This is a genomic window from Zhengella sedimenti, assembly GCF_046506625.1.
GTDB classification, from domain to species: Bacteria; Pseudomonadota; Alphaproteobacteria; order Rhizobiales; family Rhizobiaceae; genus Zhengella; species Zhengella sedimenti.
Map to the genome: position 1 here is coordinate 439,028 of NZ_JBKFFP010000002.1, position 20,801 is coordinate 459,828.

At 66.7% G+C, this 20,801-nt stretch carries 13 protein-coding genes, 1 tRNA gene and 1 pseudogene; 8 read left to right on the plus strand and 7 right to left on the minus strand.

Features of this window, described 5'->3' with window-relative positions; translation table 11 throughout:
- Positions 1 to 48: 48 nt before the first annotated feature.
- Together ACLB6G_RS07820 and ACLB6G_RS07825 are read right to left on the minus strand one after the other, a co-directional pair.
- Positions 49 to 1,584, minus strand: coding sequence for a phospholipase D family protein (locus tag ACLB6G_RS07820; protein ID WP_410355585.1), 1,536 nt, complete (start codon positions 1,582 to 1,584; stop codon positions 49 to 51).
- An 8-nt stretch (positions 1,585 to 1,592) separates the two neighbouring features.
- Positions 1,593 to 2,663 carry an AI-2E family transporter gene (locus ACLB6G_RS07825; protein WP_410355586.1) on the minus strand — a complete coding sequence of 357 codons (1,071 nt, stop codon included), beginning with the start codon at positions 2,661 to 2,663 and terminating at the stop codon, positions 1,593 to 1,595.
- 107 nt (positions 2,664 to 2,770) lie between these two features.
- On the opposite strand from ACLB6G_RS07825, the gene ACLB6G_RS07830 reads away from it, so the two are divergent.
- Entirely contained in the window at positions 2,771 to 4,141 is a 1,371-nt protein-coding gene (locus tag ACLB6G_RS07830) for a TIGR03808 family TAT-translocated repetitive protein (protein WP_410355587.1), read from the plus strand.
- A 28-nt stretch (positions 4,142 to 4,169) separates the two neighbouring features.
- Here the strand turns inward: ACLB6G_RS07830 and ACLB6G_RS07835 are convergent, their stop codons facing one another.
- Positions 4,170 to 5,177 carry an asparaginase gene (locus ACLB6G_RS07835; RefSeq protein ID WP_410355588.1) on the minus strand — a complete coding sequence of 336 codons (1,008 nt, stop codon included), beginning with the start codon at positions 5,175 to 5,177 and terminating at the stop codon, positions 4,170 to 4,172.
- Between the two features lie 76 nt (positions 5,178 to 5,253).
- Here ACLB6G_RS07835 and ACLB6G_RS07840 point away from each other — a divergent pair.
- Positions 5,254 to 5,988 (plus strand): annotated as a pseudogene (locus tag ACLB6G_RS07840) (DUF3750 domain-containing protein); the annotation flags it as partial.
- A gap of 8 nt (positions 5,989 to 5,996) precedes the next feature.
- Here the strand turns inward: ACLB6G_RS07840 and ACLB6G_RS07845 are convergent.
- Together ACLB6G_RS07845 and ACLB6G_RS07850 are read right to left on the minus strand one after the other, a co-directional pair.
- Positions 5,997 to 6,743, minus strand: coding sequence for an SDR family NAD(P)-dependent oxidoreductase (locus ACLB6G_RS07845; RefSeq protein ID WP_410355589.1), 747 nt, complete (start codon positions 6,741 to 6,743; stop codon positions 5,997 to 5,999).
- Positions 6,740 to 7,906: an acetyl-CoA acetyltransferase gene (locus ACLB6G_RS07850; protein WP_410355590.1), complete on the minus strand. Its 1,167-nt coding sequence runs from the start codon at positions 7,904 to 7,906 to the stop codon at positions 6,740 to 6,742. Before ACLB6G_RS07850 ends, ACLB6G_RS07845 begins: the two co-directional genes overlap by 4 nt.
- 221 nt (positions 7,907 to 8,127) lie before the next feature.
- Here ACLB6G_RS07850 and betC point away from each other — a divergent pair, with 221 nt between their 5' ends.
- From betC to betB, 3 genes are read left to right on the plus strand one after another with little or no spacing between them, the layout of a single operon-like run.
- Positions 8,128 to 9,654 (plus strand): choline-sulfatase, encoded by a 1,527-nt coding sequence (betC, locus tag ACLB6G_RS07855; protein WP_410355591.1) that lies wholly within the window; start codon positions 8,128 to 8,130, stop codon positions 9,652 to 9,654.
- Positions 9,655 to 9,691: 37 nt separating this feature from the next.
- A complete protein-coding gene (gene betA / locus ACLB6G_RS07860; protein WP_410355908.1) occupies positions 9,692 to 11,341 on the plus strand; it encodes a choline dehydrogenase in 1,650 nt (549 codons plus the stop codon).
- Positions 11,342 to 11,356: 15 nt separating this feature from the next.
- Positions 11,357 to 12,820, plus strand: a complete 1,464-nt coding sequence (gene betB / locus ACLB6G_RS07865) for a betaine-aldehyde dehydrogenase (protein WP_410355592.1) — start codon at positions 11,357 to 11,359, stop codon at positions 12,818 to 12,820.
- Positions 12,821 to 12,824: 4 nt separating this feature from the next.
- On the opposite strand, the gene ACLB6G_RS07870 is transcribed toward betB, so the two are convergent.
- Together ACLB6G_RS07870 and ACLB6G_RS07875 are read right to left on the minus strand one after the other, a co-directional pair.
- Complete coding sequence (locus tag ACLB6G_RS07870; protein WP_410355593.1) at positions 12,825 to 15,068, minus strand: AGE family epimerase/isomerase; 2,244 nt, start codon at positions 15,066 to 15,068, stop codon at positions 12,825 to 12,827.
- 20 nt (positions 15,069 to 15,088) lie between these two features.
- Positions 15,089 to 16,606 carry a phosphomannomutase/phosphoglucomutase gene (locus tag ACLB6G_RS07875; RefSeq protein ID WP_410355594.1) on the minus strand — a complete coding sequence of 506 codons (1,518 nt, stop codon included), beginning with the start codon at positions 16,604 to 16,606 and terminating at the stop codon, positions 15,089 to 15,091.
- Positions 16,607 to 16,800: 194 nt separating this feature from the next.
- Here ACLB6G_RS07875 and ACLB6G_RS07880 point away from each other — a divergent pair.
- The 3 genes from ACLB6G_RS07880 (at position 16,801) to ACLB6G_RS07890 (ending at position 20,798) form a co-directional block, all read left to right on the plus strand.
- Positions 16,801 to 16,877, plus strand: a tRNA-Pro gene (locus ACLB6G_RS07880).
- A gap of 151 nt (positions 16,878 to 17,028) precedes the next feature.
- The gene (locus tag ACLB6G_RS07885) at positions 17,029 to 17,751 is read left to right on the plus strand and encodes a hypothetical protein (protein ID WP_410355595.1); all 723 of its coding nucleotides are present in this window, start codon (positions 17,029 to 17,031) and stop codon (positions 17,749 to 17,751) included.
- A 5-nt stretch (positions 17,752 to 17,756) separates the two neighbouring features.
- Positions 17,757 to 20,798: a hypothetical protein gene (locus tag ACLB6G_RS07890; RefSeq protein WP_410355596.1), complete on the plus strand. Its 3,042-nt coding sequence runs from the start codon at positions 17,757 to 17,759 to the stop codon at positions 20,796 to 20,798.
- The last annotated feature ends 3 nt before the right edge of the window (positions 20,799 to 20,801 follow it).

Below are 20,801 nucleotides of genomic sequence, written 5' to 3' on the forward strand. Positions count from 1 at the left end.
TCCGCAATTCCGGACGCGAAACCGGTGCCCACTTTCGCTGGAATTGCTCTAGAGCAACCACTCCACCGGCAGCCAGCCGATCACGGTCAGCATGACCGAGCGCAGAAGCGATCCGCCCGGCTCGTCATCTCGGGTGACCGTGCGGCCGTCCTCCTGGCCGTGCCAGAGCAATGTGTCCCGCTCCTCGAGGGAGACCGCCCAGGCGGCCGCGGGAACCGTGTCGCCAAAGGCCTTGTCCAGTTCCCCGGCAAGCGCGGCGTCCTCGATGACGAGTCCCATCTCGCAATTGAGCAGCGCCGAACGCGGATCGAAATTGAACGAACCGACAAAGATGTTGCGGCCGTCCACGGAGAAGGTCTTGGCATGCAAGCTGGAGGCAGACGATCCGGAAAGCCCGAGACGGCCGCGCCCGCCCGGCACGCCGGTCTCGCGCCTCAGTTCGAAAAGCCCGATCCCCGCCCTGAGAAGCTCCTTGCGGTATTTGGCATATCCGGCATGGACCGCCGTCACATCGGTGGCTTCCAGCGAATTGGTGAGCACGGCGACCCTGACGCCGCGACCGGCCCAATCGGCAAGGCTGGCCGCTCCGATCCGGCCAGGAATGAAATAGGGCGACACCAGGTTGACGCGGGTGGCAGGCTCGCCGATGCCCTCGAAAAGGCGGGCGATCAGCAGGCGCTCCTCGGGCACCGGCCCCTGACCCTTGGCCGGATCGTCGGAATGGAGCCGCGCCTTGCGCCAGCGAAAGATGTCCTCGCCGGCGGCCATGCGCCGGATCAGCCCGCTCTCGCCCAGGGCCTGCCGGTAATCCGCGAAGGCTTGCGCCTTGACCTGCCTGTCCGCGTCGCGCAACAGGCCATCGCTGGAGGCGGGCCCGCCGGCGAGCACAGTTTCGGCCGGAATGGCCGAAGGGCTTGCCCAATAGTCATCGAAATCCCGCGTGACGGCGCCGACCGCCTCGCCCACGGCCAGGACGTCGAGATCGACGAACAGGCTGTCGCCGGCGGCAAAATACTCGTCGCCGACATTGCGGCCGCCGACAATGGTCGCCAACCCGTCCACGGTCAGCGACTTGTTGTGCATGCGCCGGTTCAGGCGAAAGAAATCGAAGGCATAGTTCAGCATGCGCGGACGGCGCATCATGAAGGGGTTGAAGATGCGCACTTCCATGTTCGGATGGCGGGCGAAAGCGGCCAATTCGGCGTCGTAGCCGGGCGTGCCGTTGTCATCGACCAGCAGGCGCACCTTGACTCCGCGCTCCGCAGCGGCGAGCAATTCGCGCATCAGCACGAGGCCGGTCATGTCGCGGTGCCAGATGTAATAACGGGCGTCGATGGCCGTGGTGGCCGCGCGCACGAGCGCCAGGCGGGCGATGAAGGCGTCGACGCCTTCCGTCAGTGGCAGGATGCCGGTCAGCCCGGGATTGGCGTCAAGCAGCGGCCTCAGCCCCTCGGCCAGCGGTCCTTGGGTGGCCGGCGGCGAGGCGCCGGAGGATACGCCCGCAGGCGCGGGCGGCGGGTAGACAAGCCGCAGCACCACAAGGCCCAGCAGCGCCAGAAGGATGGCAATGAGGAGGCCGGCCATCACGAGCCTCACCGGACCGGATCCGTCCCTGAAGAAGGCGCGCTCACCTTGGCCGAAAGCAGGACGGAGAGGCCGCGCGTCGATGGCGAAGCGGCCAGAACGATGGAGAGGATGGCCGTCAGCGGCACTGCGAGGATCGCGCCGGGCACGCCCCACAGCGCCGACCAGATGGCAAGGGCGACCATGACGACGAAGGGGCTCAGGTTCACCGACTGGCCGATCATGCGCGGCTCGATCACATAGCCGACCGACATCTGCGCCAAGGTGAGCGCAACAGCGGCCACGGCCGTCTGCCCCAGCGAACCGAACTGCGCCAGGCTGAGCAGGACAGGGAATGCGACGCCGACAATGGAGCCGACATAGGGAATGTAGTTCATCAGTCCGATGAGGATGGCCCAGAAAGCCGCGAAATCAATGCCCAGCGCGATCATGATCAGGTAGGACAGAACGCCGAGGATGACGTTGATGAGCGTCTTGACCGCCAGGTAGTCGGTGATCGAGCGGTTGATGGAGGCGATCACCTCATGGGCGCGGCGCGCCCTTTCCGCATCGCCGGCGACGCTCGTCAGCTTGGCGGCGAACTGGCCCCGCTCGGCCATGAGGAACACCACGTAGAAGATGATCAGGATGATCTGCCCACCCATGGCGGTCACCTGCCCGAGCGTGGCCGTGATCAGGGCCTGCAGGCTGACGCGCCCGGCAAGCCATGTGCGCAGCGTTTCCCAGGTCGGGGTCTGTTCAAAGCCCGCCCATTGGCTGAGCTGGCCGGCGAGGCTCACCAGGTTCTGCTGATAGGTGGGCGCCACCCGGACAAGGCTGTCCACCGTGGAGCCGACAATGGCGGCGAAGAAGAGCAGCACGGCGGCGAAGGCGGCCGCGAGGCCGAGGCTGCGCAGCCAGCGCGGCGCCAGGCGCAACACCGGCACGCGGGCGATGAATTCCGCCACGGCGGACAGGATGTAGACGCTCAGGATGGCGGCGAAGATCGGCCAGAGCACCGCCGATCCGATCCATAGCAGCCAGCCGGTCAGGCAGACGGCCAGCAGGACGAAAGCCAGGTTGCGGGCGCTCGCGGCCACCGACACCATCCTGTTTGCCCCCTCTCGATCCGTGCCTCGATACAGGCGGCCATCCTTCTTGGCACGGTCCGCGCATGTCAACCGGTTTGAACCGGGGAGATGTGCCAATGATGGACAGACGCCGCTTTTTCTCCGCCCTGCTCCCGGCCGCGGCGGCAGCCGCCGTGCCATTTCCGGCCAGCGCGCGAACGCTGTTCGAGAATGCGGCCATGCGCGGTTCCATTCCCGCCAGCGAACTGGGCGTGCTCCCCGGCGCGCTGGACGACCAGTCGCGCGTCTTCCAGCGCATGCTGGACGAGGCCGCGCGGCGCGGCCAGCCGGTCTTTCTGCCGCCGGGCGAATACCCGGTCTCCAACCTGACCCTGCCCGACCGGCTCAGCCTTTCCGGCGTGCCGGGTGCGACGCGCATCGTCTATACCGGCAACGGCCACCTGTTCGCCGGGGAGGATTGTTCGCTTTTCTCGCTCACGGGCCTGACCATCGACGGGCAGAACCGATGGCTGTCGGACCAGACGCAAGGGCTGATCGACCTGCGCCGCGTGGCGCGCGTGGCCATCGATACCTGCGAGATCATCGGCGCAGGCAAGAGCGCCGTCGTCATGGAACGCTGCGGCGGGCGGATCGAGCGCAGCACCCTTTCCGGCGCGCAGGACTACGCGCTCTACGCGGTGGAATCGGCGGGCCTCACCGTCACCGGCAACACGGTGGAGGATTGCGGCAATGGCGGGCTGCTCGTCCACCGCTGGCAGGCCGCCCATGATGGCTCGCTTGTCACGCACAACCGCATTGCCCGCATCGGCGCGCGCAACGGCGGCACCGGGCAGTTCGGCAACGGCATCAACCTGTTTCGCGCCGGGGGCGTGACCGTCGCCAACAACAGCATTTCCGATTGCGCCTTCTCGGCCATCCGCGCCAATTCCGCGTCGAACATGATCGCACAAGGCAATTCTTGCCTGCGCTCCGGCGAGACCGCGCTCTACACCGAATTCGCCTTCGAGGGCGCGGTGATCGCGGGCAATATCGTGGACGGCGCGGCCAACGGCATTTCCGCGGTCAATTTCAACGAGGGCGGGCGGCTGGCCGTCATCCAGGGAAACCTGGTGCGCAACCTTTCAACGCAAGGCCCCTACCCGGCCGATCCGCCGGGCTTCGGCGTCGGCATCACGGCGGAGGCCGACACATCCGTTTCCGGCAACACGGTGGAAGGCGCGCCGCGCTACGGCCTGCATCTGGGGTGGGGCGCCTTTCTGCGCAACGTGGTGGCGAGCGGCAACGTCATCCGCGCCTGCGGCACGGGCATCGCCGTGACGGTGGCGGACGGCGCCGGCCGGGCGGTCATTTCCGGCAACATGATCGCCGACGCGCCAAACGGCGCCATCGTCGGCTACCGCTGGAGCGAGCCCGCCACCGGGGACCTTGCCGCGCGCGGCGCGGAGGCCTGGCCGCATCTCACCGTGGAGCGCAACGCGACGGGGTGAGGCGTCATTATGCCCGCCAACCGCGCGATCACACCAACGGCGCGGCGGGGCGGATCTCGCCGACCGTCTCGCCATTGCGGTTGAGCACCGGGCGGTGGGCGAAGGCTTCGAGCCGGTCGGCCAGCGCGCCGTCGCGCCCGGCGGCGGCATAGGCCAGCACGGCGGCAAGCATGGTCTCGGCGGCGCGCTCGGCGCCGTCGTCGGCCTTCAGCGCAAGGCCGAGGCCCAGTTCCGGCAGGGCCGCGCAATAGACGCCTTCCGCGCCGATCTTGGCGAAGACCCTGCCGGGCGCGGCCTGCATGACGCGCGTGTCGAAGCGGGCGGTCCCGGCCATGAACCAGGGCTCGGCCATGCAGGCGCCGATGAGGCGGCGCGCGGCCGCCGCCCGCCCCGGCTCCAGCCCTTCGCCCGTCGCCATGCGGGCAAAGCCGCGGGCCAGCGCCGTCAGCGGCACGGCATAAGTGGGGATGGCGCAGCCGTCGATGGCGGCATTGTCGGCGTCATGGGGCGCGCCGGTGACCGTGGTCATGGTTTCGGCGATGAGGCGCTGCTCCGCGTGGCCGCGCGCGACATAGCCCTTCGTGGCATAACCCAGATGGCGGCAGGTGCACAGGAAGCCCGCATGCTTGCCGGAACAATTGTTGTGCAACTGGTTCGGCCGCTCCATGGCGCGGGCCTGTTCGACCAGCACGGCCGGGTCCGCCGCCCAGTGGCTGCCGCATTCGAGATCGGCCTCGGAAAGGCCGGCGCGCGCCAGCATGGAGGCTGCACGCTCGACATGGTCAGGTTCGCCGGAATGGGAGGCGCAGGCCAGCGCCAAGTCCGCGTCGTCGAAGCCGAACGAATCGGCCGCGCCGCTTTCGACGAGCGGCAGGGCTTGGATGGCCTTGACGGCGGAGCGCGGAAAGACCGGGCGTTCGACATCGCCGCTGGCGGCAACCACGTGGCCGCCGCCGTCCATGATGACGAAGGCGCCGCGATGCCGGCTTTCCACCCGGCCGCCGCGCGTGATTTCAACCAGCACGGGATTGTCCATGTTTTGACCTCATTTTCCGTTCCAGATACCGTCATGACGGCCATTGCCGGACACGATGCCATACGGACCCGAGCGCATGCGATTCTTCAAGCGGCTTTCCATCCTCTTCGCCATCTTCTTCCTGCTTCCCTCGCTGGCATCGGCCGCGTGGTGGATGTCGGTGGACCGGCCGGGCTCATGGCGGCAGGCGGACTGGACGTCGTCGGGCGTGCTGCCGCCGGCCGAATCGGTCGACGAACCGGTCATCCATGTCATGGCGGCGCGCACGGGGGGGCTGAAGGGTGCCCTGTCGGTCCATAGCTGGATCGTCACCTTCGACCCGGCGGAAGGCCGCTACAACCGCTATGACAAGGTGGGCTGGGGCCAGCCGGTGCGGCGCAACGCCTATGCGGCGGATGCGCGCTGGTATTCCAACGCGCCCTTCTTCGTGAAGACCGTGCGCGGCGAAGAGGCGGCGCGGCTGATCCCCAGGATCGAAGCGGCCATCGCCGCCTATCCCTACAATCACCGGGGCGGCTACACCATCTGGCCGGGGCCCAATTCCAATTCCTTCGTCGCCCATGTGCTGCGCGCGGTGCCGGAACTGGACGCCGTGCTGCCGCCGCACGCGGTGGGACGGGACTGGCGGCCGGGGCTTTTCGCCTTCGACGTGGCACCGGACGGCGCGGACATGCATTTCTCGCTCGGCGGGCTGGCCGGCTTTTCCGCCGGCCTGCGGTCAGGCCTCGAAGTGCACATGTTCGGCCTTGTCGCGGGCATCGATGTCCGGCGCCCTGCCCTGAAGATCCCCGGCGTCGGCCGGGTCGGGATGTCAGGCGATCACGCCTTGTCTTCCAATATGCCGGCGGACAGGAACCCGCCATCGACGGCCAGCGTGTGGCCGGTGATGAAGCTTGCCTCCTCGGAGACGAGGAAGGCGACGGCGGCGGCGATCTCGTCAGGGTCGCCATAACGGGCCAGCGGCAGGCGCGGCAGCCACTGGCTCCGGTCGGCGGCGGTGTGCAGGCGCGAGACCATGGGCGTTTCCACCGGGCCGGGGGCGATGCAGTTCACCCGCACGCGCGCCGTGCCCAGTTCCCCGGCCATGACCTCGGTCATCATCTTCACGCCGGCCTTGGACGCGCCATAGGCCACGCGGCCCTTGTTGGCGCGCAGGCCGGACACGGAGGAAATGTTGACGATGGCCAGATCGTCGCCCATGCGCTCGACCGCGGCCTTGGATGCGATGAAGGAGCCCACCAGGTTCACGTCGAGGATCTGGCGGAAAAGTTCGGCCGATGTTTCCATCGCCGGCAGGTCGCGGGCAATGCCGGCGCTGTTGACGAGGGCAGAAAGCGGCCCGAGCGTATCGGCGAAGCGGTCGAAGACCTCGGCCACCTCGTCCTCGTCGGTGATGTCGCAGGCGAGGAACAGCGCGTCCTCGCCCTCGAACTCCGCCTCGGCCTCCGCCAGCGCGGCGCGGTTGGCGTCGATGACGCCAAGCGTCCAGCCGTCGCCCAGCAGGCGCTCGACAACGGCAAGACCGATGCCGGAAGCGCCGCCGGTGACGACGGCGACCCGATTCACTTGATGCGCTCCAGGATGGAGACGTAATTGGCCACCGCGGCGCCGCCCATGTTGAAGATGCCGCCCAGCGTGGCGCCCTCCACCTGGAAGCCGTCGGCCTCGCCCATCAACTGCATGGCGGTGAGCGCATGCATGGAGACGCCGGTCGCGCCGATGGGATGACCCTTGGCCTTCAGGCCGCCCGACGGGTTGACCGGCAGTCGGCCGCCCTTCTCCGTCTGGCCTTCGAGCGCCACCTTCGCGCCCTCGCCGGGCCTGGCAAGGCCCATCGCCTCGTATTCGATCAGTTCGGCGATGGTGAAGCAGTCATGGGTCTCGACGAAGGAAAGATCGTCGAGGCCGACACGGGCCTGCTTCATGGCCTGCGCCCAGGCTTCGGTGCAGCCTTCGAAGAGAAGGATGTCGCGCTTCGACATGGGCAGGAAATCCTGCACATGTGAATTGCCGCGAATGGCCACCGCGCGCTTCATGGACAGCGCCGTCTCCACGTCGGTCAGCACGATGGCCGCCGCGCCGTCGGAGACGAGCGAGCAGTCGGTGCGCTTCAGCGGACCGGCAACGAAGGGGTTCTTCTCGCTTTCGGTGCGGCAGAAATCGAAGCCGAAATCCTTGCGCATCTGGGCATAGGGATTGCCGACGCCGTTGCGGTGGTTCTTTGCCGCAATAGCGGCCAGCGCGTCGGACTGGTCGCCATGGCGCTGGAAATAGGCATGGGCGATCTTGCCGAAGACGCCGGCGAAACCGGCCGGCGTGTCGCCATCCTCCGGCAGGTAGGAGGCGCGCAGCAGGTTCTTCCCGATCTCCGATCCGGGCGTCGTGGTCATCTGCTCGGCGCCAACGACCAGGATGACGCGGCCTGCCTTGCTCTCGATGGCGCGGATGCCCTGGCGCACGGCTGCCGATCCGGTGGCGCAGGCATTTTCCACCCGGGTCGCCGGCTTGAAGCGGAAGCCGTCATCGGCCTGCAGGACCAGCGAGGCGGTGAATTCCTGCTGCGAGAAGCCCGCATTGAAGTGGCCGAGCACGATCTCGTCCACATCGCCGGGGCCGATGCCGGCATGATCGAGCGCCTCGCGGGCCACCTTGACGATCATGTCTTCCAGCGTGATGTCGGAATGCTTGCCGAAGGGCAGATGCGCCCAGCCCACGATGCATGCGGTCATTTTGTCTCTCCCGATTGCCGGGCGCGCAGCGCCCTGTCATGGGCGTCAATCTGAACCGCCTTTCCGTGCAGGTAAAGACTCACGCGATCGATAAGCGGTTGTGCATGAATGCGCCAGCAATCCCCCCGCCCGAATTGACAGGGACCATGCGGCCGTGGCACATTCAGGCAAATTGAACAGCCATTCAATAAAAAACCGTCCCCGATCCGGAGCCGACATTCGTGCCTGCGAAGCCGAACATTCTCGTCATCATGGTCGACCAGCTGAACGGAACGCTGTTTCCCGACGGACCGGCCGACTGGCTGCATGCGCCCAACCTGAAACGGCTGGCGGCGCGCTCCACGCGCTTTCGCAACGCCTACACCGCCTCGCCTTTGTGCGCGCCCGCACGTGCCTCGTTCATGTCGGGGCAGTTGCCGCGGCGCACGCGCGTCTATGACAATGCCGCCGAGTTTGCCTCCGACATCCCGACCTATGCCCACCATTTGCGGGCTGCCGGCTATCACACCTGCCTCTCCGGCAAGATGCACTTCGTCGGACCGGACCAGTTGCACGGGTTCGAGGAGCGGCTGACGACGGATATCTACCCGGCCGATTTCGGCTGGACGCCGGATTACCGCAAGCCCGGCCAGCGCATCGACTGGTGGTATCACAATCTCGGCTCGGTGACCGGCGCGGGCGTGGCCGAGATTTCCAACCAGATGGAATATGACGACGAGGTCTGCTTCCACGGGGTGCAGAAGCTCTACCAGCTTGCGCGCGAGAATGACGACGCCGGCCGGCGGCCGTGGTGCCTGACCGTCTCGTTCACGCATCCGCACGACCCGTATGTGGCGCGACGCAGATACTGGGACCTCTATGCCGATTGCGGCCACCTGGAACCGGCGGTTCCGGCGATCCCCTACGACGAACAGGATCCCCATTCGCAGCGGATCTACATTGCCAACGACTACACGAACTTCTCCATCACGGACGAGGACATCCGACGGTCGCGCCGGGCCTATTTCGCCAACATCTCCTATCTCGACGACAAGGTGGGCGAATTGCTCGACGTGCTGGAGGCCACGCGCATGGCTGACAACACGGTGATCGTGTTCTGCTCGGACCATGGCGACATGCTCGGCGAGCGCGGCCTGTGGTTCAAGATGAACTTCTACGAAGGCTCGGCGCGCGTGCCCATCATGATCGCGGTGCCGGGCGGAACGGGACGCCCGGTCGCCGATCCGGTCTCGACCATCGACATCCTGCCGACGCTTTCAGACCTGGCCGGCATTGACCTGTCGGCCATCATGCCCTGGACGGACGGACAGAGCCTGATGCCGCTGATGAATGGCGACAGCAGGAACGGCCCGGTGCTGATGGAATATGCGGCCGAGGGGTCACAGGCACCGCTGGTCTGCATCCGCGAAGGCGACCTGAAATTCGTCCATTGCGAACTGGACCCGCCGCAACTCTTCAACCTGGCCGACGATCCGCAGGAACTGGTCAACCTTGCCGGCGACCCGGCGCACGGTGCCAGTGTGCAGGCCTTCATGAAGCTCGTGCGCGGCCTGTGGGACATGGCCGCCTATGACGCGGAGGTGCGCCAGAGCCAGGCGCGGCGCTGGGTGGTCTATCCGGCCCTGCGCAACGGAGCCTACTTCCCGTGGGATTTCCAGCCGCTGCAGAAGGCTTCCGAGCGCTACATGCGCAATCACATGGACCTGAACGTGCTGGAAGAGAGCAAGCGCTATCCGAGGGGCAAGTGACATGACATCGGGCAAGCATTTCGACAATGCCGTGTCACTGGCCGCCGACTACGTGATCGTCGGGTCGGGTTCGGCCGGATCGGCCATGGCCTACCGCCTGTCGGAGGACGGCAAGCATTCGGTGATCGTGGTGGAGCATGGCGGCAGCGATGCCGGACCGTTCATCCAGATGCCGGCAGCGCTGTCCTATCCGATGAACATGCGGCTCTATGACTGGGGGCTGAAGAGCGAGCCCGAACCGCATCTGGGCGGCCGCCAGCTTGTCACGCCGCGCGGCAAGGTGATCGGCGGCTCGTCCTCGATCAACGGCATGGTCTATGTCCGCGGCCATGCCCGCGATTTCGACCATTGGGCGGCGACAGGCGCGCATGGCTGGTCCCATGCCGACGTGCTGCCCTATTTCCTGCGCATGGAGAATGCCGACTCCGGCGAGGCGGACTGGCGGGGCAAGGCCGGGCCGCTGCATGTGCGCCGCGCGGCCATGCGCAATCCGCTTTATGGCGCCTTCATCGAAGCGGGCCGGCAGGCCGGCTTCGAGGTGACGGACGACTATAACGGGCAGAAACAGGAAGGCTTTGCCGCCTTCGAGCAGACGATCCACAAGGGCGAGCGGTTCTCTGCCGCCAAGGCCTATCTGCGCCCTGCCCTGAAGCGGGAGAACGTGCGACTGGTCCGCGGCCTGGCGCGCCGCGTGGTGATCGAGAACCGGCGCGCGACCGGCATCGAGATCGAGGCCGGCGGACAGGTGCGGACCGTTCACGCAAGACGGGAGGTCATCCTCGCCGCCTCTGCGATCAATTCGCCGAAACTGCTCATGCTGTCGGGCATCGGCCCGGCGGAGCAACTGCGCGCCAACGGTATCGAGGTGATTGCGGACCGGCCTGGCGTCGGCGCCAACCTGCAGGACCATCTGGAACTCTACATCCAGCAGGAATGCTCCCAGCCGATCACGCTCAATGGCAAGCTGGGCCTTGTCTCCAAGGCGCTGATCGGGGCGCAATGGCTGTTCCTGAAACGGGGTGACGGGACAACGAACCATTTCGAGGCGTGCGGCTTCGTGCGTTCGGCGGCCGGTGTCGACTATCCCGACATCCAGTTCCATTTCCTGGCCGGCGCGATCCGCTATGACGGCAAGGCGGCGGCACCCGGCCACGGTTTCCAGGCCCATGTCGGGCCGATGCGCTCAAAGTCGCGCGGATCGGTGACGCTGCGCTCGCCCGATCCGGCGGACAACCCGGTCATCCGGTTCAACTACATGAGCCATCCCGACGACTGGACCGAGTTCCGGCATTGCATCCGCCTGACGCGCGAGATTTTCGGCCAGGAGGCGCTGGCCCCCTATCGCGGGCGCGAGATCGCGCCGGGCGACCATGTCCAAGGCGACGAGGCGCTGGACGCCTTCATCCGCGACCATGCCGAGAGTGCCTATCACCCTTGCGGGACCTGCCGGATGGGTGCGGCGGGCGACCCGATGGCGGTTGTCGATCCGCAAAACCGGGTGATCGGGGTGGACGGGCTGCGCGTGGCCGACAGCTCCATCTTCCCGCGCATCACAAACGGTAACCTCAATGCGCCGTCGATCATGGTGGGCGAGAAGGCGTCGGATCATATCCTGGGCCGCCATCCCCTGCCCGCCTCCAACCTGGAGCCGTGGATCAATCCGCGCTGGCAGGTCAGCGACAGATAAACAAGAGACAGAATCATGCGCGCACAGCCCCCCGCCTCCCATTTCATCGACGGCAAACCCTTCGAGGACGCGTCCGGCGCAGTGCTCGAAAGCCGCTATCCGGCAACGGACGAGGTCATCGCGCGGCTCCATTGCGCGACGGACAGGGTCATTGCCGCGGCGGTGGAAAGCGCGGCACGCGCGCAGGCGGATTGGGCAGCGCGCCCGGCCGAGGAACGCGGCGCGGTCCTGTGCCGGGCGGCGGCGATCATGAGGGACCGCAACCGTGAACTTTCCGAACTGGAGACGCTCGATACCGGCAAGGCGATCCAGGAAACGCTGGTGGCCGACGCGGCTTCGGGCGCGGACTGCCTCGACTACATGGGGCGGACCGTCCCGTCCTATTCCGGCCGGCAGATCGACCTGGGCGGGCCGCACGCCTATACGCGGCCAGAACCCTTCGGCGTCACGCTCGGCATCGGGGCCTGGAACTATCCCATCCAGATCGCCTGCTGGAAATCCGCGCCGGCGCTGGCCATGGGCAATGCGATGATCTTCAAGCCGTCCGAGGTCACGCCGCTCTCGGCGCTGAAGCTGGCGGAAATCTACATGGAGGCGGGCTTGCCAGCCGGGCTGTTCAACGTGGTGCAGGGCCTTGGCGACGTGGCGGCGACGCTGGTCGAGCATCCGGTCATCGCCAAAATTTCGCTCACCGGCTCGGTGCCGACCGGCAAGAAGGTGCTCGCCACGGCCGGCGGCCTGATGAAGCCGGCGACGATGGAACTGGGCGGCAAGTCGCCAATGATCGTCTTCGAGGACGCCGACATCGAAAGCGCCATCGGCGGTGCCATGCTCGGCAATTTCTATTCCACCGGCCAGGTCTGCTCCAACGGCACGCGCGTCTTCGTGCATGAGGCGATCCATGACCGCTTCATCGAACGGCTGGTCGAGCGCACGCGCGCCATCCGCATCGGCGACCCGATGGACGAGGCAACGCAAATGGGCCCGCTCGTCTCGGCGGCGCAACTGGACAAGGTGACGGGTTACATCGAGGCCGGCCAGACCGAAGGTGCCACCCTGGCCTGCGGCGGCGGCCGTCCCCGGCTTCAGGGGCTGGAAGGCGGACATTACGTCGAGCCGACGGTCTTCACCGGCGTGACCGACGGCATGACCATCGCGCGTGAGGAAATCTTCGGGCCGGTGATGGCCGTGCTGTCCTTCCGCGACGAGGAGGAGGTGATCGCGCGGGCCAATGCCACGCCATTCGGGCTGGCCGCCGGCGTTTTCTCCGCCGACATCGAAAGGGCAAGGCGCGTCGTCCACCGGCTTCAGGCCGGCACCTGCTGGATCAACGCCTACAACCTGACGCCAGTGGAAATGCCGTTTGGCGGCGTCAAGCAATCGGGCATGGGCCGCGAAAACGGTATCGAGGCGTTGGCCGCGTGGAGCCAGGTCAAAAGCGTCTACGTCGCGGACGGACCGGTGGACAGCCCCTACTGAGCGGTCAACGCGCCTCCGGCTGGATTTCGAGATAGCGGGTCAGCGCACAGACGAGATGGTAGAAGATGGAGGCCGGCACGTCAGGCGCGCGCGCCGCGCCCTTTTCATCGATCAGGTCGATCCACAATCCGCGCGGCGCGGGATCGACATGCCAGCGGAACAGGCGGGCGACGCGCGATTCGATTTCCGGCTTCATGTCGGGTCCGCCGCCTTCGGCGTCCAGCGCGATGGCCGCCTTGATGGCTTCCGTCTGCGGCCATGACCGCGACAGGCGCTCCAGCGGCACGCCGGAGCGCGAAACCGCGTTGTAGGCGAGGCCGGTGGACCGGTTCAGCCCGTTGGCCACGGCGGACGCGTAGAGCTTGCGCGCATAGGGCACGAGGTCTGTCTGGCCTGTGGCATCGGCGAAATCGGTCAGCAGCGAGGCCCATTCAAAATGATGGCCGGGCTCGGTCCATTCGCCGCGCATGCCCTTTTCCGGCCGCCAGTCGGCGTCGAAATATTCGCCCAGCGTCCAGGTTTCCGGATCGAACAGCGAATGGCGGAACAGGTCGACGATGCGGGCGGCCCGGCGCAGATAGGTGCGCTCGCCGGTGGCATGGAACCAGGCCAGGAAGGCTTCCAGCAGATGCATGTGCGGATTGGAGCGGCGCAGGTTCTCGCCGTCGGAGCTTTCCAGGAAACCCCGCAGGTTGGCGTCTTCCAGGTGCTCGTCGAGGAAGTTGAAGGTCTCACGGCCGAGTGTCAGGGCATCGGGATGACCGGCGCGATGCGCATGGGCCAGGGCCAGCAGCACGAAGGCATGGTCGTAGGTGTCCTCGACCGCATCGAGCACCGAGCCGTCCGGATTGAAGGCGCGCACCCAGCCGCCACGTTCCGTGCGCCCCCTGTCCGCCATGAAGCCGATGCCATGGGCGATCAGGTCGTCGGCCGGTCCGCTCCAGCCATGGGCCTTGGCCACGGAAAAGGCGTAGACTTGGCGGGCCATGGTGCGCATACGCTTGGGCTTGAGGCCCGGCTGGCCGTCGAAGCCGAGCGTCTCGTGGAATCCGCCATGGACGCGGTCGACGCCCGCGGTGGACCAGAGCGGCAGTGTTTCCTCGAACAGCCAGTGGCGAACCCGGTTGACGAAGGCGCCGGCCTCGATCACCCGGTCGTGGCTCGGCGTATAGCGGGTTTCGAGGCGGCCGCTCTTCTCAAGCTGTTCGACGACCTTCTTGACGTTCTGGCTTTCGCTGACCGGCGCGACGAAGGTGGCGTCGGCGGTGGCGACCACCGCGACATCCTTCAGGCCGATGACCGACAGAAGACGACCGGACGAGCGCAGGTAGCAATGCTCGCAATCGAAGGCCACGACGTCGCCGACAATCACATTGCCAGCGCCATCGGCGTCCGAGACATCGAGCAGCGATTGCCAGGAACCCAGGTCGTTCCAGCGGAAACGCGCCTCCACCATGGCGATGCCGTCGAGTTTCTCCATGATGGCGTAGTCGATGGAATCGGAGCGGACGGCCATGTAGTCGTCTTCGTGCAGGAAAATGCCGCCGACCTCGTCGCGGGCCCGTTCGAGCGCCGTGGCCACGCCCGACCAGATCGCCGGCTCCAGCTGCTCGAAGGCCTGGCGCATGGCCGAGGCGCGGAAGAGGAAAATGCCGGCGTTCCAGTAGAAGTTTCCCGCCGCCAGGTAGGTCTGCGCGGTGGCATGGTCCGGCTTCTCGACAAAGCGGGTGACATCACGGACGAACGCGCCCTCGTCCGGGCCGGCCTCGATATAGCCATAGCCGGTCTCGGGATGGGTCGGACGTACGCCGAAGACCACCACGCGTCCGGAAAGCGCGGCCTCGACGCCATCCTCGACCGTCGCCCAGAAATCGGCATCGGTGGCGATGACATGATCGGAAGGCACGACAAGGACGAGATCATCGCCGAAATCGCGCAGCGTCACCTGGGCGGCCAGCGCCACGGCGGCCGCGGTGTTGCGGCCCATCGGCTCGTAGAGCGCGCGCCCGCCCTTCAGGTCCACGCCGGCCAGCTCGGCATTGACGCGGCCGGCATGGCGCTCCGTCGCTATGATGCAGACGGGTCCCTCGCCTGCCGTGCGCGCGGCCATGCGGCGCACGGTCTGCTGGATCATCGAGCCGCCGCCGGAAAGATCATGGAACTGCTTGGGATTGTCCTCGCGCGACAGCGGCCACAGGCGCGAGCCGACGCCGCCGCTCATCACGAAGCTGACAATCCTGGCACTCATGCTGGCTTCCCCCGCCTGTTTCATATCGACTGGTTGTAGGCGCCGACCTGCGGGTTTTCCCGCAGGATGGCATCGACGGCGTGGAACACGGCGCGCTTGCGCTCCTCGGAGACGGGGCTTTCCACCACGACGACGAGTTCGGGCTTGTTGGAAGAGGCCCGCACGAGGCCCCAACTGCCATCCGACAGTCCGACCCGCACGCCATTGACCGTGACGAGGGTCTCGATGCGTTCGCCCGCCACGGTCTCGCCCCTGCGTTTCATGTCGGTGAATCGCGCCGTGACGCGCTCCACGACATCGTATTTCTCCTCGTCGGCGCAATGGGGTGACATGGTCGGCGAACCGAAGGTGAGCGGCAGGTCGCGGTAGAGATCGGCCATGGACTTGCCCGGATTACGTTCGAGCATCCGGCAGACGGCGATCGCGGTGACCAGTCCGTCGTCATAGCCCCGGCCATAGGGCGCGTTGAAGAAGAAATGCCCGGATTTCTCGAATCCGGCCACGGCGCCAAGCTCGGACACGCGGCGCTTGATGTAGGAATGGCCGGTCTTCCAATAGTCCGTCTTCGCACCGTTGGCCGCCAGCACCGGATCGGTCCGGTAGAGGCCGGTCGACTTCACATCGACGACGAATTGCGCGCCCGGCCGGCCGGCCGACATGTCGCGGGCGAGCATGACGCCCACCTTGTCGGCGAAGATCTCGTTGCCCTCGTTGTCGACCACGCCGCAGCGGTCGCCGTCGCCGTCGAAGCCAAGCCCGACATCGGCCTCGTGCGCCAGCACCGCGTCGCGGATGGCATGGAGCATTTCCATGTCTTCCGGGTTCGGATTGTAGCGCGGAAAGGCATGATCCAGGTTGCAGTCCAGCGGAATGACCTCGCAGCCGATGCGCTCCAGCAGGTCGGGCGCGAAGGCGCCGGCGGTACCGTTGCCGCAGGCCGCCACCACCTTGAGGCGGCGCTTGAGGCGGATGCCGTCGGCCAGATCCGACAGGTAGCGCTCGCGCATTCCGGCGACGGCCTCGTAGCTTCCGCCATCGGTGAGGTCGAAATCGCCCGACAGCACGATGTCGCGCAATTGCGCCATCTCGTCCGGCCCGAAAGTGAGCGGACGCTGGCACCCCATCTTCACCCCGGTCCAGCCGTTGTCGTTGTGCGAGGCCGTGACCATGGCCACGGATGCCGTTTCGAGCGCGAACTGGGCAAAATAGGCCATGGGCGACAGCGCCAGGCCGATATCCTTGACCCGGGCGCCGGCGGCCATGAGGCCCTGCGTGAGCGCCAGCTTGATGGCCATCGAATAGGACCGGTAGTCATGCCCGGTGACGATGCCGGGCCCCGCGCCCAGGCGGCGGATCAGCGTGCCGAGGCCCATGCCAAGCGCCTGGACGCCAAGCAGGTTGAGTTCCGGCGGCTTGGATGACGCCGGGTGGCCGAACCACCAGCGCGCGTCATATTCGCGAAAGCCGGTCGGCTTGACGAGCGGAACGGTCTCGAAGGCGTAGGTATTCGGTCTGGCGTCGGCCACTGGTTTCTGCATCGGGTTTTCCGGATCGGTCGGACTCGCGCGACAGTCTGCCGGCAAAAGCCTTATGTCCGATTAAGCCCTGCCGAAACAATCCTTTTCGCACGGCCGCGACGGCGAACGGAGCAGCACGGGATTTTTCGCCGATTTCCCCCTCAGACCGCTTGCAGGATGCAATCGTGCCGGTTATAGACCGCCCGACTGGTTCGCGGAGTGTAGCGCAGCCTGGTAGCGCACCTCGTTCGGGACGAGGGGGTCGCAGGTTCAAATCCTGCCACTCCGACCAGCCAGATCAAGGACCTGGACCGATGTCCGGGCACGCTCTCCCCGACATTCACACCGCCGGTTTTTTTAAAACCATTGACAATTGTCATTTCAAAATCCGCCATTCGGCTGCCTTCTCGAGACGGTGAAACCCGTAACCGAGGGGCTGTTCCATGGCGGTTCTGCTGTCGCGCGAAATGGCAAGGCGTCTCATCGTGCTGGCTCTTTTGTGCGCGGCACTTGCAATCCTGCCGGAGCGCGGGCTTCTAGCGGGCCTGATGCTGGCCGGCGCGGGTCTGGCCGTATATGTCCTCATGCCACGTGCGCCGCGTCCGGACAACGCCTTCATCTATGACCGGATGCCTGCTGTCCATGGGCCGGACCTGGTCGCCTACCTGCTGACCGGCGTGTTCTTCGCCCTGCCTTTCTGGGCGCGGATGGGCGAGGAATATCTGTGGGCGGATTTCGGCCTCCTGGTTCATCCCTCGGCGCTGCTGAGCTGGCCCCTGGCGCTGATCTCCGTCTCGATCCTGTGGTTCAGCGCCCACTACGCTGCCTTCTGGCTCGTCATCGAGCCTGACCGCCTGCAGATCAACCGGCTGGAGGGGCACCGCGCCATCCGCTTCGCCGACATCGCGCGGGTCTCGCCGTTCCGCCGGGGCCTGCCAAAATGGATGCGATGGATCACACCGGCCCTGATCGCCGCAGGCAAGTTCGGTCCGGCCGGTGCCATCCTTCTAGCCCGCGACACGGTCGGCATCACACTCACGCTGCGCGACGGCAGCCGGATCTCCATCGCCAGCGAAGCCTTCGAGAGCCCGATGCGAAGGCTGATCAAGGCACTGGGCAAAAACGGGATCCCGATCATGGCAGACAATCAGGACAAGGGAGATTGACGCCGATGCACATGCTTCTGTCGACCTGGTTTTGTCAGTCGGTTCGCCTGTTTCTCGTCCTTGCCGCCGCCATGACCTTTCATGTCCCGGCCGCCAGGGCCGAAGAATGGACGAGCCATGCCCTTGGGGAAGTCCGCATCGAAGCGCCCGCGCAATGGGAGATCACCTACCAGGAGGAGGGTGAGCAGATCCACCTGAGGAGCCCGGACGGCAACTACACCCTCCTTGCCTTCTGGTGGTTTCCGGACGAGCCCCTGCTTGGCTACGACGACATCGTCGCGCATGAGGAGATCATGGTCGCCGGGCGCCGGGCGATGGTCATCACATCCGACTTTCCGCAACTGGGCGTCTACGGTCTGGCCTTCCTCGACCCCAGGCGGGACGGCCACCAGTTCGTCATGAACCTGGAATTCCAGGACAAGGATTTCGCCGCCGCCGCAAACCTGCTGGACCGTTTCCTGGCCGGCATCCGCTACGGGCGGATCAAGGGCGGCGCCAGCCGCACCTTCGGCGGGGAACCGGTTGACCAGACACCGGACAGCAGCCGGGAAGAGAGCGCCGCCGCGCCGGAGGCACCACCGGAAACCGTGCCGGCGGGCGACGTGCTCATCGCCGAGATCGGCAATATCTACGCGGTCGTCAACGGACCGGAAAAGCCGGTGGTGTTCACCATGCCGGAACCGGTCTTCATCCAGTCCATCCAGACCTATCACTGGAACCATGGCCGCGGGCGCTCCCCCGGCACGATCGCCCTGCGGGGCGCCGATGCGACATACGGCCCCTGGCAGGCCAGCGGCAGGCCGGGTCAGGGCGGGGTCCCGGACGCCTACTGGATCGTCGAGCCGGGCATCATCCTGCCGGCGGGCCGCTATGAACTGGTCGATTCCGATCCGGGCACATGGGCAACGAACAGTGCCAGCGGCAACAAGGGTTTCGTGCGGATCGAATACCGCAAGACCGAAACCCGCCTGCCTTCCGGCGGCGAGGCAGTCGCCGGCGGAACACCGGAAACGGCCGGACCCGGCGAAATACCCGCGACCACGGCGCGTCCCGGCGATCCTGTCCTTTTCGACGGACTGCCCGACGAACGCTGGCTGCCGGTCTCCGAGGCCGGCGGCAATTACGATGCCTTCGCCAGGAATTCCGGCGGCATGCTGGTTGTCGACGTTCCGGCGGGCCATGTCTGGGCCAAGACCGGCATCCGTTCCGCCGCGCCGCTGGTGCGCCTGCGCGACGCTGCCAGCGCCCGCACGGTCCGCTTCGACTTCGACGCCGACAATACGAGCGCCTTCGTCCTTGCACTTGCCGCAGCCGACGGCAGCGATGAATGGCCGGCGCACGATGTCCGCTTTGCCTGGGGCTCGGAGGGCGGGGAAGAGGCGGCGTATGCAACGCTGTTCCTGCGCCGTGGCGTCGTGCGGCGCGTCGCAACCGGCCCCCGGGCACCCGACAGCATCACGTTGCGGATCGACCCTTCCGGGGCGGTGGCGGCCATCCTCCCGGATGGCACGATGCTCGAAGCGACCCTTCCCGGCGGGCCGGCACCGGAGGGATATCACGTTCATGCCATCGCCCATGCGATGGCGAAGGACCAGCCGGCGCGCCTTGCGCTCAGGCGAATAGAGGCTGCCGACGTTCCGGCCAACGCGCCTGCATTGGCCGCGTGGCCGGACGAGCGCGCCGAGGTGGTGCTGTTTGACGGACGGCTGGGAACGGACTGGGTCGGACACAGTGCCGCCGGCGGCGATTTCAACCGTGACGCCAGGCTGGACGGCGACATGCTGCTGGTTGACGTAAAGGAAGGCTCCAGCTGGGGCAATGCCGGCATTCTCAGCCCGGCGGCGCTGGTCTGGCTGGACGATCTTCGCGCGGACGGCGAAGTGACCGTCACCTTCGAGTTGGACCCCGCACAAACGGACGGCTTTGCCCTGGCACTGGCCCATCCCGGCTATGGCGGCGTGGGCGGGAACGGGCCCGGAAAGCCGAATGTCACCTTCACCTGGCACAAGCCGAAGGACAGCACCGGCGCGTTCGCGGACGTGCATTTCTATCCGCATGGCGACAACGATTTCGACCGGCAGGAGGTGTCCGCGACACCGCCGTCCCAGGTGCGGTTTTCCATCCGCGCGGGCGAAGTGACCGTCTCGGCGGAGGGGATGGCACCGGTCACGCGGCCCTACGATGCCGCGCGCGACGGCGCGGGCCTGCGCGTCTATGCCTACACGATCGTTCCGGAGAAGGATGCGCCGGCGCGCCTGGCGCTCGACCGCATCGTCCTGACGCGGAAGCCCGGTGCGGTGGCCCCAACGCCCGAACCTGCCCCCGGTGTCGATCCCCTTCCGGAGACAGTGGCCTTTGACGGTTCGCCCTCGCCTGCCTGGGAACCCATCGGAGTCGCGGGCGGCGATTTCGACGCCTTCGCCCGCTACGCGGACGGCGCGCTCGTGGTCGAGGTGCCGGAGGGCCATTCCTGGGGGAAGACCGGACTGCTTTCGGCGGAACCGCTGCTGAAGCTCGATCCCAGAATCCGGCAGACACCAGCGCGCATCGAAGTGCAATTGGATCCGGCCGGACCGCAGAACCTCAACTTCGCGCTGTCGACCCGCAAGATCGCCGACATGTGGCTGGATCATCGCGGCTGGTACACGTTCACCTACATCCCGGAACGGCAGGTCTGGGTGATGGGCTTCCGTCATTCGCCCTACCAGGAGTGGTCGCGCGAGGTGGATGCCGGCTGGATGGCCGAAAACTGGGACGGCCGCGTGCGGATCGACATCGGCGACGGATGGACGGCCATGGAGATACCCGGCGGCCCCAGACTGTATGGAAGCATGGGCGTCGGTCCGTACTACCACCTCTTCGGTGTGGTCCAGGCGCATCCGCCGGCCGAGCGAAAGGCGGCGTCGCTCACGCTGCGGTCGATCACGACCGGCATGGTGACGCCCGACGGCATGAGTGCAGCCGACCGCTGGTCGCTGCTCGACGACGAGACGTTCGAGCCTGGCAAATTCCTCGATACGCTGTTCGATGATCTGGAAACGGAGTGAAAC